The 16,459-nt window shown below is 70.4% G+C and carries 20 protein-coding genes; 15 read left to right on the top strand and 5 right to left on the bottom strand.

What is annotated here, in order from left to right:
* Window positions 1-84: 84 nt before the first annotated feature.
* From E6G06_20920 to E6G06_20900, 5 genes are all read left to right on the top strand, one after another.
* A complete protein-coding gene (locus E6G06_20920; GenBank protein TML86325.1) occupies window positions 85-1,161 on the top strand; it encodes a Zn-dependent alcohol dehydrogenase in 1,077 nt (358 codons plus the stop codon).
* 9 nt (window positions 1,162-1,170) lie between these two features.
* A complete protein-coding gene (locus E6G06_20915) occupies window positions 1,171-1,620 on the top strand; it encodes a DNA-binding protein (protein ID TML86324.1) in 450 nt (149 codons plus the stop codon).
* 62 nt (window positions 1,621-1,682) lie between these two features.
* The gene (locus tag E6G06_20910; protein ID TML86358.1) at window positions 1,683-2,117 is read left to right on the top strand and encodes a Zn-ribbon domain-containing OB-fold protein; all 435 of its coding nucleotides are present in this window, start codon (window positions 1,683-1,685) and stop codon (window positions 2,115-2,117) included.
* The gene (locus E6G06_20905; protein ID TML86323.1) at window positions 2,114-3,175 is read left to right on the top strand and encodes a lipid-transfer protein; all 1,062 of its coding nucleotides are present in this window, start codon (window positions 2,114-2,116) and stop codon (window positions 3,173-3,175) included. Before E6G06_20910 ends, E6G06_20905 begins: the two co-directional genes overlap by 4 nt.
* A complete protein-coding gene (locus E6G06_20900; GenBank protein ID TML86322.1) occupies window positions 3,172-4,329 on the top strand; it encodes a thiolase domain-containing protein in 1,158 nt (385 codons plus the stop codon). Before E6G06_20905 ends, E6G06_20900 begins: the two co-directional genes overlap by 4 nt.
* 77 nt (window positions 4,330-4,406) lie before the next feature.
* Here the strand turns inward: E6G06_20900 and E6G06_20895 are convergent, their stop codons facing one another.
* From E6G06_20895 to E6G06_20885, 3 genes are read right to left on the bottom strand one after another with little or no spacing between them, the layout of a single operon-like run.
* Window positions 4,407-5,603 carry a thiolase family protein gene (locus E6G06_20895; protein TML86321.1) on the bottom strand — a complete coding sequence of 399 codons (1,197 nt, stop codon included), beginning with the start codon at window positions 5,601-5,603 and terminating at the stop codon, window positions 4,407-4,409.
* An 11-nt stretch (window positions 5,604-5,614) separates the two neighbouring features.
* Window positions 5,615-6,016: a hypothetical protein gene (locus E6G06_20890; GenBank protein TML86320.1), complete on the bottom strand. Its 402-nt coding sequence runs from the start codon at window positions 6,014-6,016 to the stop codon at window positions 5,615-5,617.
* Window positions 6,013-6,804 carry a hypothetical protein gene (locus E6G06_20885; protein TML86319.1) on the bottom strand — a complete coding sequence of 264 codons (792 nt, stop codon included), beginning with the start codon at window positions 6,802-6,804 and terminating at the stop codon, window positions 6,013-6,015. Before E6G06_20885 ends, E6G06_20890 begins: the two co-directional genes overlap by 4 nt.
* Here E6G06_20885 and E6G06_20880 point away from each other — a divergent pair.
* Window positions 6,794-7,336: a nuclear transport factor 2 family protein gene (locus E6G06_20880; protein TML86318.1), complete on the top strand. Its 543-nt coding sequence runs from the start codon at window positions 6,794-6,796 to the stop codon at window positions 7,334-7,336. The genes E6G06_20885 and E6G06_20880 overlap by 11 nt on opposite strands.
* On the opposite strand, the gene E6G06_20875 is transcribed toward E6G06_20880, so the two are convergent.
* Window positions 7,302-7,898, bottom strand: coding sequence for an EthD family reductase (locus E6G06_20875; protein TML86317.1), 597 nt, complete (start codon window positions 7,896-7,898; stop codon window positions 7,302-7,304). The genes E6G06_20880 and E6G06_20875 overlap by 35 nt on opposite strands.
* Window positions 7,899-7,929: 31 nt before the next feature.
* On the opposite strand from E6G06_20875, the gene E6G06_20870 reads away from it, so the two are divergent.
* The 8 genes from E6G06_20870 to E6G06_20835 all read left to right on the top strand — a co-directional run bounded on the left by E6G06_20870 (window position 7,930) and on the right by E6G06_20835 (window position 15,349).
* A complete protein-coding gene (locus E6G06_20870; GenBank protein TML86316.1) occupies window positions 7,930-9,096 on the top strand; it encodes an acyl-CoA dehydrogenase in 1,167 nt (388 codons plus the stop codon).
* Window positions 9,097-9,112: 16 nt separating this feature from the next.
* The gene (locus E6G06_20865) at window positions 9,113-9,886 is read left to right on the top strand and encodes an SDR family oxidoreductase (protein TML86315.1); all 774 of its coding nucleotides are present in this window, start codon (window positions 9,113-9,115) and stop codon (window positions 9,884-9,886) included.
* A gap of 101 nt (window positions 9,887-9,987) precedes the next feature.
* Window positions 9,988-11,367, top strand: a complete 1,380-nt coding sequence (locus E6G06_20860; protein TML86314.1) for an ABC transporter substrate-binding protein — start codon at window positions 9,988-9,990, stop codon at window positions 11,365-11,367.
* A gap of 15 nt (window positions 11,368-11,382) precedes the next feature.
* Window positions 11,383-13,311: an ABC transporter permease gene (locus tag E6G06_20855; GenBank protein ID TML86313.1), complete on the top strand. Its 1,929-nt coding sequence runs from the start codon at window positions 11,383-11,385 to the stop codon at window positions 13,309-13,311.
* The gene (locus tag E6G06_20850; GenBank protein ID TML86312.1) at window positions 13,290-13,502 is read left to right on the top strand and encodes a hypothetical protein; all 213 of its coding nucleotides are present in this window, start codon (window positions 13,290-13,292) and stop codon (window positions 13,500-13,502) included. Before E6G06_20855 ends, E6G06_20850 begins: the two co-directional genes overlap by 22 nt.
* Complete coding sequence (locus tag E6G06_20845) at window positions 13,459-14,223, top strand: ABC transporter ATP-binding protein (GenBank protein TML86311.1); 765 nt, start codon at window positions 13,459-13,461, stop codon at window positions 14,221-14,223. Before E6G06_20850 ends, E6G06_20845 begins: the two co-directional genes overlap by 44 nt.
* Window positions 14,220-14,957, top strand: a complete 738-nt coding sequence (locus E6G06_20840; GenBank protein ID TML86310.1) for an ABC transporter ATP-binding protein — start codon at window positions 14,220-14,222, stop codon at window positions 14,955-14,957. Before E6G06_20845 ends, E6G06_20840 begins: the two co-directional genes overlap by 4 nt.
* A gap of 44 nt (window positions 14,958-15,001) precedes the next feature.
* Window positions 15,002-15,349, top strand: a complete 348-nt coding sequence (locus E6G06_20835) for a hypothetical protein (GenBank protein ID TML86357.1) — start codon at window positions 15,002-15,004, stop codon at window positions 15,347-15,349.
* On the opposite strand, the gene E6G06_20830 is transcribed toward E6G06_20835, so the two are convergent.
* Window positions 15,325-16,095 carry an SDR family oxidoreductase gene (locus E6G06_20830; protein ID TML86309.1) on the bottom strand — a complete coding sequence of 257 codons (771 nt, stop codon included), beginning with the start codon at window positions 16,093-16,095 and terminating at the stop codon, window positions 15,325-15,327. The genes E6G06_20835 and E6G06_20830 overlap by 25 nt on opposite strands.
* Before the next feature lie 56 nt (window positions 16,096-16,151).
* Here E6G06_20830 and E6G06_20825 point away from each other — a divergent pair.
* Window positions 16,152-16,459: enoyl-CoA hydratase (locus E6G06_20825; protein TML86308.1), on the top strand; the 308-nt coding region annotated here is incomplete at its 3' end.

Genomic DNA, 16,459 nt, shown 5'->3' with positions numbered 1-16,459 from the left:
GCTGGTTGCGACCGCGACGAGAACGTGTTCTGATTACGCTTCGCCGGGCGCCACCCAACCGGGACGAGACACGGGAGCGATGCGATGCGAGCGGCAGTCCTGCAGGCCGTCGGCGACGAGAAGCTCGATGTTCGCGACGACATCACGGCGGAGGGCCCCGGTCCGGGCCAGGTGCGGGTGCGCATCGCCGCCACGGGTGTCTGTCACTCCGACCTGTCGGGGATGAACGGCACCATCCCCACCGCGGTCCCCGCGGTGCTCGGGCACGAGGGCGCGGGCGAGATCATCGCCGTGGGCGGCGGCGTGACCGGCCTGGCGGAAGGCGATCACGTCATCATCTCGTGGATGCCCCCGTGCGGCAGCTGCGCCGACTGCCTGAGGGGCCAGCCCCAGCTCTGCCTGCTCGGCCTCGCGGCAGGCGCGGTACCCCACTTCAAGCAGGGCGATCAACCGCTGTTTGCCTTCGCGGGGACGGGGACGTTCGCCGAGGAGGTCGTCATCTCGTCGCAGGCCGCCATCAAGGTCCCCGACGACGTCCCGTTCGACGTGGCCTCGTTGATCGGCTGCGGTGTCACCACCGGCGTGGGCGCGGTGATCAACACCGCCCGGGTGCGACCCGGCTCATCGGTCGTCGTGTTCGGGTGCGGGGGCGTCGGCATCAGCGTGATCCAGGGCGCGCGCGTCGCCGGTGCGGCCGAGATCGTGGCCGTCGACCTGGTCGACGGCAAGCTCGACATGGCGAGGAAGCTCGGCGCGACGCACGCGGTGAAGCCGGAAGACCTCGCCGATCTCTCGGGACAGATCACGGGTGGCGGCGGCTTCGACTACGCGTTCGAGGCCATCGGTAACCCGGTCACGATCCGCGCCGCCTTCGACGCGGCGCGGCGCGGCGGCGACGTGATCGTCGTGGGCGTCGGCCGCATGGACCAGTTCGTGCAGTTCAACGCGTTCGAGCTCTTCTTCAACGAGAAGAACTTCAAGGGCTCGCTCTACGGCTCGGCCGACGTGCGCACCGACTTCCACCGGCTGTTGCGACTCTGGCGAGGTGGACAGCTCGATCTCGAGGGCATGATCACCCGACGGTCCGGTCTCGACGGCATCAACGAGGCGTTCCGCGCCATGCAGGCGGGCGAAGTCATCCGCACCGTCATCGAGCTGTAGGGACGGCTGATGGCAGACACAGCCGAAGCGGTCCTCTCCGCGCCGAACATCCTCGAGTACCCCTACTCCCGTTCCGTCGGCCCGGTGATCAGCCGGTTCCTCACCGGGCTGCGGGAGCGACGGATCGAGGGCATCCGTGCGACCGACGGCCGGGTGCTCGTGCCGCCGACCGAGTACGACCCCGAGACCGGCGATGCGCTCACGGAGTTCGTCGAGGTGGGCACGGCCGGCGTGGTCACCACCTGGGCCTGGGTCACCTCGCCGCGCGCCAAGCACCTCATCGACCATCCGTTCGCGTGGGCGCTCGTCCGCCTCGACGGCGCCGACACGGGGCTTCTGCACATGGTCGACGCCGGCGACGAAGGGCGCATGGCCACGGGCATGCGCGTGCGGGTGCGCTGGCGGGACGAGCGCAAGGGCCACATCACCGACATCGAGTGCTTCGAGCCGGAGACATGAGCGACGACACCCCCGGCCCGGTGGAGATCATCGACACGCCCATCAAGCTCGTCTACCGCTTCATGCCGGGACGGGCGGCGTCGCGTTTCCTGCGCGGCATCGAGCAGGGGAAGATCCTGGGCCAGCGCTGCCCGAGCTGTCGGAAGGTGTACGTGCCACCGCGCGGCGCGTGCGCGGCGTGCGGCGTCGCCACCGACGAGGAGGTGCAGCTCGGCGACAAGGGAACGGTGACGACCTTCTGCGTCGTGAACGTCCCCTTCTACGGACAGAAGATCGAGATCCCCTACGTGTCGGCCACCATCCTCCTCGACGGGGCCGACATCGGTTTGATGCATCTCATCCAGGAGGTCGCCGCGACCGACGTGCACATGGGCATGCGCGTCGAAGCCGTCTGGTGCGACCCGGCCGACCGCAAGCCCACGCTCGAGAGCATCCTGCACTTCCGGCCGACGGGTGAGCCCGACGCGCCGTTCGACAGCTACCGGGAGTACGTGTGATGCGCGAGGTCGCCGTCGTCTCCTTCGCCCAGTCGGCCAGCGTGCGCGCCGAGGACACCCGCAACGAGGTCGAGATCCTCATGCCGGTCGTGCACGAGGCCATCGAGCGCTCGGGCATCGGCCGCAAGGAGATCGGCTTCACCATGTCGGGGAGCTGCGACTACCTCGCGGGTGCGCCGTTCGCCTTCGTGTCCGGTCTCGACGCCGTGGGGGCGTGGCCTCCCATCCGTGAGTCGCACGTCGAGATGGACGGCGCCTGGGCGATGTACGAGGCGTGGGTGCGGCTGCAGCACGGCGACATCGACTCCGCCCTGGTCTACGCGTTCGGCAAGTCGTCGCTCGGCGACCTGCCCGACGTGCTCGTGCTGCAGCTCGACCCGTACTACGTGGCGCCGCTGTGGCCCGATGCGGTGAGCATCGCCGCGCTGCAGGCGCGGGCATGGCTCGACGCGGGCCACACCGAGGAGGAGATGGCCGGGGTGGCGGCCCGCAGTCGGAAGGCGGCGATGGCCAACCCCATGGCGCAGGTGAAGGGCGACCACGCGGTGAGCGACCTCATGCGCGAGCCGTACCTCGTGTCGCCCCTGCGCCGGCACGACTGTCCGCCGATCTCCGACGGCGCCGCCGCGGTGGTGCTGGCTGCAGGCGACCTGGCGCGAAGGGTGTGTGAGCGGCCCGCGTGGATCCGGGGCATCGACCACCGCATCGAGGCGCACAGCCTCGGGGTTCGCGATCTCGCCACGTCGGCGTCGACGCGCCTGGCCGCCGAGCGGGCGGGCGTCGACGGCGCGATCGACGTCGCCGAGCTCCACGCACCCTTCAGCCATCAGGAGCCGATCCTGCGCGAGGCGCTGGGTCTGGGCGACGGGGTCGACGTCAACCCGTCGGGCGGGGCGCTGTCCGCCAACGTGATGATGGCGGCGGGCCTCACCAGAGTCGGCGAAGCCGCGGAACGCGTCATCGACGGCCGGGCGGGCCGGGCGGTCGCGCACGCGACCTCGGGCCCCTGCCTCCAGCAGAACCTGGTGTGCGTGCTCGACGGGGGCGTTGCGGCGTGAGCGGCGAGCTCTGCGCGGTCGTCGGCGTGGGCCAGACGAAGTACACGTCGGCGCGCAACGACGTGTCCATCGCGGGCCTGTGCCGCGAGGCGGCGCTGCGCGCGCTGGACGACGCGGAGATGACGTGGCGCGACATCGACGCAGTCGTCATCGGCAAGGCGCCCGACATGTTCGAGGGCGTGATGATGCCCGAGCTCTATCTCGCCGACGCGCTCGGGTGCGCGGGCAAGCCCATGTTCCGCGTGCACACGGCGGGAAGTGTCGGCGGCTCGACCGCACTCGCCGCCGCCAGCCTGGTGCAGGGCAACGTCCACGAGCGCGTGCTCACGGTCGCGTTCGAGAAGCAGTCGGAGTCCGACGCCATGTGGGCGCTGTCGCGACCGCTGCCGTTCGCACCACCGACGCTCGCCGGCGCGGGCGGCTACTTCGCCCCGCTGATCCGCGCCTACATCCGCCGGTCCGGCGCGCCCGACCACATCGGCATCCTCGTCGGCGTGAAGGACCGCGAGAACGCGCTGCGCAACCCGCTCGCCCACCTCCACATCACCGACATCAGCTTCGAGAAGGTGGCGGAGTCACCGATGCTCTGGGACCCGATTCGCTACCTGGAGACCTGCCCGTCGTCCGACGGCGCGTGCGCGATGGTGCTCACCAACGAGGCCGGCGGCGACCGCGCCGCCGCGCCCGCATGGGTGCACGGCACGGCCATGCGCAGCGAGCCCACGATGTTCGCCGGCCGCGACGCGGTGAACCCTCAGGCGGGCAAGGACTGCGTGGCCGACCTCTACGCGCAGGCCGGCATCTCCGATCCGCGCCGCCAGATCGACGCGGCCGAGATCTACGTGCCGTTCAGCTGGTACGAGCCGATGTGGATGGAGAACCTCGGCTTCGCGCCCGACGGCGAGGGTTGGAAGATGACCGACGACGGCAGCACCTCGTTCACCGGCGACCTTCCGGTCAACTGCTCGGGGGGTGTGCTCTCGTCCAACCCCATCGGCGCGTCCGGCATGATCCGCTTTGCCGAGGCGGCGCTGCAGGTGCGGGGGATGGCAGGCGAGCACCAGGTCGACGGGGCCCGCACCGCGCTCGGCCACGCCTACGGCGGGGGCTCGCAGTTCTTCTCCATGTGGATCGTGGGCCGGGCCAAGCCCTGACGCTGCCTTCAGTCCTTCTTGTCGTACGGGGCCGTCCTCAGGACAGCTGACTCCGACAAGAACGCCGAGAACGGGGCCTACTTCTCGAGGATGTGCACCGCGGCGGCGGTTCCGAGCCCCACGACGTGGGTGAGCCCGACCCGCGCGCCCTCGACCTGCCGGGCCCCCGCCTCTCCCCGGAGGTGGGTGGCCACCTCGTAGAGGTTGGCGACGCCGGTGGCGCCCAGGGGGTGGCCCTTGGAGATGAGGCCGCCCGACACGTTGACGGGCGTGCGCCCGTCGCGGCGCGGCGCGCCCGAGTCGATGAAGTCGCCCGCCCCGCCCGGCTCGCACAGCCGCAGGTTGTCGTAGTGCAGCAGCTCGGCGGTGGCGAAGCAGTCGTGCAGCTCGACCAGGTCGAGCTCGTCCGGCCCGATGCCCGCCTGCTCGTAGGCCTGGTCGGCCGCGTTGCGCGTGACCGTGTTGACGTCGGGCTGCACCTGACCGAACTCGACCCAGGGGTCGGTGGCCATCACCGAGGCCGAGATCTTGACCGCCCGCCGCTGCTGCTCGGGGCCGAGCGTGCGCAGCTTCTCGTCCGACACGAGCACGGCCGCGGCGGCGCCGTCGCCGGTGGGGCAGCACATGAGGACGGTGTTCGGGTACGACACCATCGGCGCGTCCAGCACCTGATCGAGCGAGAACGCGGACTGGTACTGGGCGAGGGGGTTGAGCGTGGAGTGCGCGTGGTTCTTCTCGGCCACCGCCGCGAACTGCTTCGGGCCGACGCCGTCGTGCTGTCGCGCGTAGTCCATGCCCGCTTGCGCGAAGACGCCCGGCATCGTGCCCGTGCCCAGCACACCTTCCACCGACATCACCGACCCGTACCGGCCCGACCGCTCGTACACGTCGCGGTCCCGGCCGGAGCGTCCCGCACCGCCGAGCAGCCCGGCCTTGCCCATCTTCTCCACGCCGACCGCGAGGCCCATGTCGGCCTCGCCCGCCTTGATGGCCATCAACACGGTGCGCACCGCGGTCGCCCCCGTGGCGCACGCGTTGGCGACGTTGTACACGGGGATCCCAGTCTGGCCGATCTGCTTCTGCAGCCGCTGGCCGAGCATGGCGTTCGCCTCGAACAGCGAGCCCACGGCCAGGATGCCCATGTCGAAGATGGAGACGTCGCCGTCATCGAGCGCGGCGAGCGCGGCTTCGGAGGCGAGGTCGATCGAGTCCTTGTCGCGATAGCGCATGAACTTCGTCATCGAGGCGCCCAGGATCCAGACGGCGTCGGACATGATGGTCCTCCTCAGGAAGCGGGCTCGAAGCCGAAGGCGACGGCTTCGGTGCCCTCGTCGTCGGTGCCGGCCGCGAACGTGGTGAGCCGCACGGGCATGCCGAGCTTCACGCCGGCCGGGTCGGGCTGCACGCCGACCAGGTTGGACTGCACGACCCCCCCGCCCGCGAGGTCGACGAGCGCCGACACGTAGGGGACAGGGACGCCCGGCGCGGCCCGGTGCACGATCGTGAACGACCGCAGCGTGCCCTCGCCGGCGAGGCGACGCACACCGAACTCGCGCCCGCCGCACTTGGCGCACGCGTTGCGTCGGTCGAAGTAGAGCGCGCCGCACCCGGTGCACTCGTGGGACTGCAGGTACGGCTCACCGCCGTCGATCACCAGGTAGTCGACGAGGGGAATGCGCGCGCTCACGCGATCAGCGCGGCGGCCGCGAGCCCGACCCCGAAGCCACCCTCGGCGTCGACGTCGACGGTGACGGGATGGCGCCAGGACAGGCCCGGCGGGGAGGTCACCCAGTGCGAGCCGGCGGGAAGCAGCGCGACCTGGAAGGGGAGTAGGCACGCGGTGGGCGCGGCCGCGAGCAGGCGGGAGAACGTGGTCGGGTCGAACGGCGCCTGCACGATCTGGGGGACGCCCGCCGCCAGCGCGGCCAGCGCGACGTGGTGCAGGCCGAGCCGCGTCGAGAGCGGCACGGCATGGAGCAGGCCCGGGTTCTCCAGCGAGACAGGCAGCGATGTCGGTTCGACGGACAGCGGTGCGCCGGCGGCGCGCGCAGGGGACACGAACCGCGCCGCCGACTGTCGCAACTCGAGCGCCTTCCACCACACGACCCCGGGGCCGTCGCCGACGATCGTCGCACGCACGCCCGCGGCGTGGCATGCGGTCACCCCCTCCGCGCAGGCCAGCACGACCGACGGGCCCGCGGCCGCGGCCCGGTCGGGGGGCAGCACGATGGTCGTCGCGCCGGCCTTGCCGGCCGCGAGGTGCGCAACGAGCAGGTCGGGCGCGTGGGCGTCGCAGCAGACGACGGCGACCTCGTCGCCCGGGGCCACGCCGAGGTCGACGAGGGCGCGGGCGAGGCGGTTGCTGCGGCGATCGAGACCGCCGTAGGTGAGCTGCTCGCCGTGGAGGACCTTCACCGCGACGGCGCCGGGCCGGTCCTGCGCATGGATCGACACCAGGTCGGCGATGCTCGCCACCGCGGCAGCGTATCATCGGGCGACCGAAAAAGTGAAACAGGTTCTAGACACGCTTCAGCGCGCCGGCTTCGACCAGGGGGCACCCATGAGCACGTTCACCCGCGACGAGATCGACCGGGCCTTCGAGCACTACCGGGCGGTGGCCAAGCAGGCGGGCACCGCCAACGACTGGCGGGCGTGGGCCGACCTGTTCACCGAGGACGCCACGTACATCGAGCACCACTTCGGTGAGATGCACGGCCGGGAGGCGATCTTCGAGTGGATCTCCACCACGATGAAGCAGCCGATCAACGACGAGATGACCGAGTTCCCCTGCGAGTGGTACGTCATCGACGAGGACAAGGGCTGGGTCGTGTGCTGCATCCAGAACCGAATGCGCGACCCCGGCGACGGCTCCGTGCACGAAGCCCCGAACTGGACCCTCCTCAAGTACGCCGGTGACAACCAGTGGTCTTGGGAGGAGGACATCTACAACCCCAACGAGTTCACCGACATGATCAAGGGTTGGATGCTGGCCAAGAAGGACGCGTGAGCACGCGCCAGCCCGCGCCCGCGTCGATGAAGCGGCGCACGTCGGCCCGGATGACCGCGGTCCCCTCGGGTGAGTCGTACATGCGCGCCGCCATGTCCTCGATCGAGCGGAAGCCGAGCTCGGCGATGCCGTCGATCTCGGGTGCGCCCGGCGTCAGCGGCGCGACCACGACGTTCTGCACGTAGCGGCAGAGCGCGGGATGGTGCCGGCGGGCGAGGGCCGAGTGCACGTTCGTCCAGTGGTCGGCGAACTGCTCGCGGGTCAGCCCCGGTCGTTTTCGGACGAAGGAGATGCGGGTGACGCCCTCCGACGGGGCGACGTGATCCCACTGCGGCCGTTCGTCGACGAGGTAACCGGTCACCGGACGACCGCCTGCGAGCGCGTCGACGTCGACGTCGTCGAGGTCGTCGGCCCACGCGAACATCACCGCGGCGACGTCGGGCGGCCCTTCATCGACGGCGTCGTGGACCAGGCACGCACGCACCCCGTCGACGTCGGCGGCCAAGCGCGGCACGGTCGTGCGCTCACCGGGGCGGCCGTGAACCACCAGGACGAGCTTCAAAGCGCCGATGCTAACGTCCCGTAGGACAACCATGGACCTCCGCTTCAGCGACGAGGACGAGGCCTTTCGGCGTGAGGTCCGCGATTGGCTGGCCGAGCACAACGTCGGAGACTTCGCCGCGGTCGAGGGCAGGGGCGGACCGGGCCACGAGCACGAGAGCGTCGAGCTGCGGCGCGAGTGGGAGCGTGTGCTCGGGCGCGCGGGATGGATCTGTCTGGGCTGGCCCAAGGAGCACGGCGGGCGGGGCGCCACGCTGGCGCAGCAGGTGATCTTCAACGAGGAGTACGTGCGCGCCTCTGCTCCCGCACGCGTGGGCGTGATCGGCGACACGCTCCTCGGTCCGACGCTCATCGCGTTCGGCACACCTGACCAGCAGCGGCGCTTCCTGCCGCCGATCGTGGCGGGGGAGGAGCTGTGGTGCCAGGGCTACTCCGAGCCCGACGCGGGGTCCGACCTCGCCAACGTGCAGACCCGGGCCGTCCTCGACGGCGACGAGTGGGTGCTCACCGGGCAGAAGGTGTGGACGTCGCTCGCCCACTGGGCCGACTGGTGCTTCGTCGTGTGCCGCACCGACCCGACGGCGGCGAAGCACAAGGGGATCTCGTTCATCCTGTGCCCCATGCGCCAGCCCGGCGTCGAGATCCGTCCGATCGTCCAGCTCACGGGTACGTCTGAGTTCAGCGAGGTCTTCTTCGACGGGGCGCGCGCGGCGCGCGCCGACGTCGTGGGCGAGGTGAACGGCGGCTGGCGGGTGGCGATGGGCCTGCTGGGCTTCGAACGCGGCGTCGCCACCCTCGGCGTGCAGCTGGGGTTCGAGCGCGAGCTTCGCCGCGTCATCGGGCTCGCCCGGGCCAACGGTGCCGACCGACAGCCCGCGATGCGCCAGCGCCTGGCCGACGCATGGATCGGCTTGCGCATCATGCGGTTCAACGCGTTGCGCACGCTGAGCACGATGGAAGGCGGCGCACCGGGGCCCGAGGCTTCCATCACCAAGCTCTACTGGGCCACGTGGCACCGCAACCTGGGCGAGCTCGCGGTCGACGTGCTCGGGCCACGCCTCGAGCTCGACGAGGAGCTGCAGCGGATGTTCCTGTTCGCGCGCGCGGACACGATCTACGGCGGGTCCAACCAGATCCAACGCAACGTGATCGGTGAGCGGGTGCTGGGCCTGCCGCCGGAGCCGCGGGCGGGGGCCTGAGGTGGACGCATCTGACGTGAACAGCCCTGACGTGAAGGGGCACGGCCTGCTCGAGGGCCGCACCGTGCTCGTCACCGCGGCGGCGGGCACCGGCATCGGCCAGGCGACGGCGCGGCGCTGCGCCGAGGAGGGTGCCTTCGTCGTGATCAGCGACCGCCACGAGCGCCGGCTGGCGGAGACGGCCGAGCGGCTCGAGCCGGTCATGGGGTCGCGGCCGCCGGCCGTGGCCTGCGACGTCGCGAACGAGGCCGAGGTGCAGCGGCTCTTCGCGTCCGCCATCGAGGCGGCCGGCCACCTCGACGTGGTCGTCAACAACGCAGGTCTGGGCGGCACCGCGACCGTCGTCGACATGACCGACGAACAATGGCACTCGGTGCTCGACGTCACGCTCAACGGCACCTTTCGCTGCGTGCGCGCCGCGTTGCGGCACATGGTCCCGCGCCGCGCCGGTGCCATCGTCAACAACGCTTCGGTCATCGGGTGGCGGGCGCAGGCCGGCCAGGCGCACTACGCGGCGGCCAAGGCCGGGGTGATGGCCCTCACCCGATGTGCCGCCATCGAGGCCGCACCCGCGGGCGTCCGGGTCAACGCGGTTGCGCCCAGCCTCGCCATGCACCCGTTCCTCTCCAAGGTCACCACCGACGAGGTGCTCGACGAGCTCACCCGCCGGGAGGCGTTCGGGCGGGCCGCGGAGCCGTGGGAGGTGGCGAACGTGATCGTGTTCCTCGCCAGTGACTACGCGTCGTACATGACCGGCGAGGTGGTCTCGGTGAGCAGTCAGCACCCCTAGCCGCCTCGCCTACTCGAGTTCTGACGATCCGTCAGCCTGCTATTGAAACGCGTTCACGAGTCGGTCAGAATCGCCGACGCTGGTGGACCAAGGGGGAAGACATGGTTCGTTCTCGTTGGCTGGTGTGTGCGACGGCGCTCATCGTGCTCGTTTCCGCGTGCTCACGCAGCAGTAAGAACACCGAGGCGAGCGGCGGGAGCACCACGACGGCCAAGAGCGCCTCGGCCGGCACCTTCGGAGACCTCAAGGACGTGTGCGGTCCCGGGAACGCCAAGGGTGCCACCGCGACCGGCGTGACCGACACCTCCATCGCCGCCGCCGTCTTCTCCGATCCGGGCTTCAGCGGCAGGCCGGGCCTGAACCAGGAGCTGTTCGACGCGGCCAAGGTGTTCGCCGCGTGGTGCAACGACGCCGGCGGGATCAATGGACGCAAGATCGTCGTCCACGAGCGCGATGCCAAGCTGACGGAGTACAAGCAGCGGGTCATCGAGTCGTGCCGTGAGGACTTCATGATGGTCGGCGGTGGGGCCGTCTTCGACGACACCGGTCAGCAGGACCGGCTGAAGTGCCTGCTGCCCACCATCGCCGGCTTCGTGGTCACTCCGCAGGCGCGAGCCGCGGACCTGACCGTCCAGCCCGTGCCCAACCCGGTGGACCGCCTGCTGATCGCCGCCCAGCGGTACGTCGCCGCCCAGTTCCCCGCGTCGATCGAACACGTCGGCTACCTGACCGGCGCGATCGCGACCACGAAGGTCGTGAACGATCAGAAGCTCGAGGCGGCGCCCACGCTCGGGTTCAAGACCGTGTACAACGCCGAGTACAACCCGCTCGGAGAGTCGAGCTGGACGCCCTTCGCGCAGGCCATGAAGAGCGCCGGCGTCCGCGGCCTCGTGTACACGGGCGAGCCCGAGAACCTGGCCAAGCTGCTGATCGCGCTGTCCGAGATCGGCTACCAGCTCGACTGGGTCACAGCCGACGCGAACCACGTCGACTCGAAGCTGATCGAGACCGGTGGCGCCGCGGTGAAGAACGTGTTCATCGCGGGCGCCGTCGTCCCGTACACGCTGGCGAAGACGAACCCCGCCACTCAGCAGTACCTCGATCTGTTCAAGAAGTACCTCCCGAACGGGAAGTCCAAGGCCTACCTCGGCTTCCAGGGCTTCTCGGCGTGGCTCCTCTTCGCCACCGCGGCCAAGCAGTGTGGCTCCCAGCTCACCCGGCGCTGCGCGTACGACAACGCGTCGAAGGTCACGAAGTGGACCGGCGGCGGGCTCCACGCGCCGACCGATCCCAGCAAGAACGGCGGGGGGTGCTCGCTGGTCGTCGAGGCGACGCCCGACGGCTTCGTCGTGCCGAAGGGCTTCAAGGCCACCGACGGGATCTTCAACTGCGACCCGGCGAACACCTTCACCCTCAAGGGTGACTACGGCAAAGGCGTAACGCTGAAGGACGTGGGCCTGAGCATCGACGACCTCAAGTAGTCACGGGAGGGCCCGGTGGAGAAGCTCCTGATCTTCACGATCGTCGGCCTCAGCCTGGCTGCCATCTACTCGATCATCTCCAGCGGGCTCGTCCTCACCTACACGACCACCGGGATCTTCAACTTCGCCCACGGCGCGGCCGGGATGCTGGCGGCGTTCACCTACTGGCAGCTGCGCTTCGACTGGGGATGGCCGGCGCCGGTGGCCCTGTTCGTCGTCCTCGTCGTCCTCGCGCCCGCGTTGGGGCTCCTGCTGGAACGGGTGATCATGCGGGGGTTGGTGGGCACGACCGAGGCGACGAAGCTCGTCGTGTCGATCAGCCTCCTCGTCGGCATGATCGGGTTGGCGAACGTGATCTGGAAGCCCGGTGTCAGCCGGCCGATGTCCACCTTCTTCCAGGGGCAGACCATCGACCTCGGAGTAACGACGATCACGTACCACCAGGCCATCACGATCGCGGTCGCCATCCTGGTCGCGGTCGGGCTTCGCCTGCTCCTGTTTCGCACCCGCATGGGCGTCTCCATGCGGGCCAACGTCGACGACCGGACGCTGGCGTTGCTCAACGGCGCCCGGCCCGACCGCGTTGCGATCTACAGCTGGGCCGTCGGCTCGTCGCTCGCCGCGCTCGGCGGCATCCTCATCGCCCCGAGCATCGCGCTGGATGCGGCGTCGCTTTCACTGGTCATCGTGAACGCTTACGCCGCCGCCATCTTCGGGCGGCTGCGCTCGTTGCCGCTGACGTTCGTCGGGGCGATCGTCATCGGCCTGACCGAGGGCTACCTGTTCGGCTACCTGCCCAGTGACAACCAGTACCTCATCGGCCTGCGGCCCGCGGCGTCGGTGATCATCCTCTTCCTCGTCCTGCTCGTCCTCCCGAACCCGCGGCTTCGCACCCACGGCCGGCTGCGCGAGTTCTTCCCGGCACCGTCGATGCGGGGAGCGCTCCTCTTCGCGGGGATCGTGCTCGCGGGCGGGGTGGTGATGGCGACGACCCTCGACTCGGTCGACGCGATCACCTACGGCCAGATCTTCTCGATCGGCATCATCGCCCTCTCGCTCGTGCCATTGGTCGGCCTGGCCGGGCAGATCTCGCTGGCCCAGCTCGGCTTCGCCGGCATCGGCGCGGTGGTGATGGCGCACCACGGGGTGGGCGGCAACCCTCTCGGCGTGGTGCTGGCGGTCGTGGTGTCCGCCGCGGTGGGCGCCCTCGTGGCCCTACCGGTGTTGCGGCTCTCCGGCATCTACCTGGCCCTCGCCACCGCCGCCTTCGCAGTGGCGCTCGACCGCTGGATCTTCAACCTGCCCGACTTCGACATCGGGCCGGTGCACATCAGCATCTTCACGCGCGGCTCGGTCGACGTCGCGCCGCTCAAGCTCTTCGGCTACACGTTCGACAGCCCGGCCCGGCAGCTGATCCTCGCCAACGTCGTGTTCGTGGCCGTCGCCATGCTGGTGGTGGCGGTGCGCAGGAGCGGCTTCGGCCGTCGCCTCCTCGCGATACGCGACAGTGAGGCGGCCTGCGCGACGTTCGGGCTGAACCTGGTCGGCACCCGTCTGGCGGTGTTCACCCTCTCGGCCGGTATCGCCGGGCTCGGCGGAGCCGTGTACGCCACGCAGCTCAACTCCATCAACCCCACCCGCTTCGACGTCGTCATCGGCCTGCCCATCTTCATGCTCGTGGTCGTCGGCGGGGCGGGGTTGGTCGGCGGTGCACTGTTCGCCGGCGCCAGCCTCAACGGGCTCCTGCCGCTCGTCGCCACGCTCGGCAACACCGCGGCGAGGTGGTCGACGATGGCCCCCGGTCTGGTCGGCATCGGTCTGGGTCGCAACCCGAGCGGCGCGGTGCAGGACATGAGCGAAGGGGTACTGCCTCTGCGGCGGGACCACACCGTGCTGGCGGGCATGTTCGCCACCATGGCGCTGTGGTACGCATGCCCTTCGTGATCCTGCTCGCGCTGACGTTCGTGGCCGCCAACGCCGCCGCCATGCTCCGGGCCCGGCCGGCCGCAGGCGCCGCCGAGCCCGAGCCGGCCCTCGAATGGGTGGGGATCACCTCCCCGTGGACGCCCGAGCGGGTCGCCGCCATCGACCATGCTCTCGCCCTCGACCAGGTACGGGTCCGTGCCCCGACTTGACGTCCGCGGGGTGAGCGTGCGCTTCGGCGGCAACATGGCGCTCGACGACGCGTCACTGTCGGCCGACGAGGGTCGCGTCACGGGGTTGATCGGCCCGAACGGCGCGGGCAAGACGACCCTGTTCAACGTCGTCACCGGCCTGCTGCCGCCGACGTCGGGCACGGTCGCGATCGACGGCGTCGACATCACCCGTCTCAACCCCTATAAACGGGCCCGACGCGGCCTGGCCCGAACCTTCCAACGCCTCGAGCTGTTCACCATGCTCACGGTGCGCGAGAACATCCGGGTGGCGGCCGACATCCACCGCAGGTGGTCGCGCGACAAGGAGGACCCCGCCGAGCGCACCGACGCCATCATCGGGCGGATCGGCCTGCGGGCCACGGCCGACGTCAGGGTCACGTCACTGCCGACCGGGCAGGGCCGGCTGGTCGAGCTGGGTCGCGCCCTCGCCTGCAACCCGAGGGTGCTGCTCCTCGACGAGCCGGCATCGGGCCAGGACGACAGCGAGACCGAGCAGTTCTCCCGCCTGCTGCGGGAGCTGGCCGACGAGGGCGTGGCGGTCGTGCTCGTCGAGCACGACGTGCAGCTCGTGATGTCCGTCTGCGACGTGATCTCCGTGCTCGACTTCGGACGCGTGATCGCGAAGGGCACGCCGGCCGAGATCCAGTCGGACGAGGCCGTCCTCACCGCCTACCTGGGCGCGACGGCGGGGTCGACATGACGCTCGCGGCGGAGGCGACAACGACCGATCGGGTCTCGACTCCGCTGCTCGAGCTGCGCGACATCCGGGCCGCCTACGACGGGATCAACGTGCTGCGGGGCGTCGACCTCGTCGTTCCCGAAGCCACCGTCGTTGCCGTGCTGGGCCCGAACGGGGCGGGCAAGACGACGACCCTCAAGGTCGCTGCCGGGCTCCACCCGGCCAGCGGCGGCGACATCCTCGTGGCCGGGCGGCGGGTCAACGGGGCCCGCCCCGACGAGCTGGCGCGCCGGGGTCTGTGCCTCATCCCCGAGGGACGCGGGATCTTTCCGAACCTCACGGTGAGGGAGAACCTCTGGATGATGAGCCACTGCCGGCGGCAGCTCGCCGACATCGAGGAGCTCACCTATGCGCGCTTCCCACGCCTGCGGCAGCGCCACACCCAGCTCGCGGGCACGCTCTCGGGCGGCGAGCAGCAGATGCTGGCGCTGGCCAGAGGCCTGGCCACCGACCCGGCCGTGCTCATGCTCGACGAGCTGTCGATGGGCCTCGCGCCGATCGTCGTCGAGGACCTCTACCAACTCGTCGCGTCCGTCGCCAAGGAAGGCGTGTCGATCCTCGTCGTCGAGCAGTTCGCGAGGATCGTGATGGACGTGGCCGATTGGGCGGTCGTAATGGTGCAGGGGCGCGTCACGTTGACCGGCCGCCCCCGAGACCTCGAGGACACCTTGTCGTCGGCGTACCTGGGAGGATGAGCGCGATGATCGAGAGCATGACGCAAGCCGCAGGGACCGGGGACATGCCACGGGTCGAGGAGTTCAAGGCCGAGATCGGCGAGATGCGCCTGCGCGACCCGTCCACGGCGCGCGACCGGCAGTTGCTCCGGCTGGGCGTGGCGCTGCTCGTCGTCGGCGTTGCCCTCACCGTGATCGCCTACTTCATGTCGCACGGCACCACCAACCCCCTGTCGCAGGGCGACGCCACGATCCTGGCGCTCGCGGGCGTGGCGGTGAGCGTCGCGGGGGGCACCCTGTTCCTGCGCTACTCGCTGGCGACGTTCCTGCGGTTCTGGCTGGCTCGTCTCATCTACGAGCAGCAGGCGCAGACCGACCGCATCGTCGGTCAGACCGACGCCGCGCCGAGGTAGGCCGGGCGCTCGCCGCCCCCGTGCACCACGAGGTTCCCGCCGCTGATGTAGCGGGCGAGGGGTGAGGCGAGGAACAGGCACGCGTCGGCGATGTCGTCGGGCTCGCCCATGCGCCCGAGCGGCACCGTGGCACCGACCGCGGCGATGCCCTCTTCGTCGCCGTAGTGGAGGTGCGACTGCTCCGTGCGGATGAGCCCGGCGCTCACGCAGTTCACGCGCACCTTCGGTGCCCACTCGACCGCGAGCGTCTGGGTGAGGCCGATGAGTCCGGCCTTGGCTGCGCCGTAGGCCGCGGTACCGGGGCTGGGCCGCAGGCCGCTGACGCTCGCGATGTTGATGATGCTCCCTCCGCCGTTTTGCTCCTGCATGACCGCGTTGGCGCGCTGGCTCACGTTGAGCGGGGCGATGAGGTTGAGCGTGATGATCGCGGTCGAGAAGCGCGGGGACGCGGTCGCGGCGTCGGCGGCGGGCGACCCGCCGGCGTTGTTGACGACGACGTCGAGTCGTCCGAAGCGCTCGGTGGTGGTGGTGACGACGCGGTCGATGTCGTCGGGCTCGCGCACGTCGGCGGCGACGAACACCGCGACGCGTCCGCCCGCAAGCGGCAGCGCCTCGGGCTCGTGGCGGCAACAGATCACGACGTCGGCTCCGTGCTCGAGGAAGCGGAGGGTGATCCCGCGTCCGATGCCCCGGCAACCACCGGTGACGATGACCGCGTGGCCGGCCATGTCGAGCGGGTCCGTCATGACCGCGAAGCTAGTACGGTGCGCGCGAACCTGACTCGCAATCAGATCGGCTGGCGATGGCTCTAGCGCACACGGTCACCGACGGCATCGCCGAGGTGGTGATGGACAACCCGCCTGTCAACGCGTTGACAGTGGCCGGGTGGTTCGAGTTGGCCGACCTCGTGCGCGCGTTGGGCGCCGACCCCGCGGTGCGGGTCGTGATCCTGACCGCAGAAGGACGTGGCTTCAACGCCGGCGTCGACATCAAGGAGATGCAGGCGGCCGAGGGGTACACCGCGCTGGTGGGAGCCAACCGCGGGTGCTACGCCGCCTTCGCGGCGGTCTACGAGTGCGAGGTGCCGGTGATCGCCGCGGTCCACGGCTA

It is taken from the genome of Actinomycetota bacterium (genome assembly GCA_005888325.1).
Classification (GTDB): domain Bacteria; phylum Actinomycetota; class Acidimicrobiia; order Acidimicrobiales; family AC-14; genus AC-14.
Note: the sequence above shows the minus strand (reverse complement) of the source record. Positions and strands in the feature narration are given on the sequence as shown.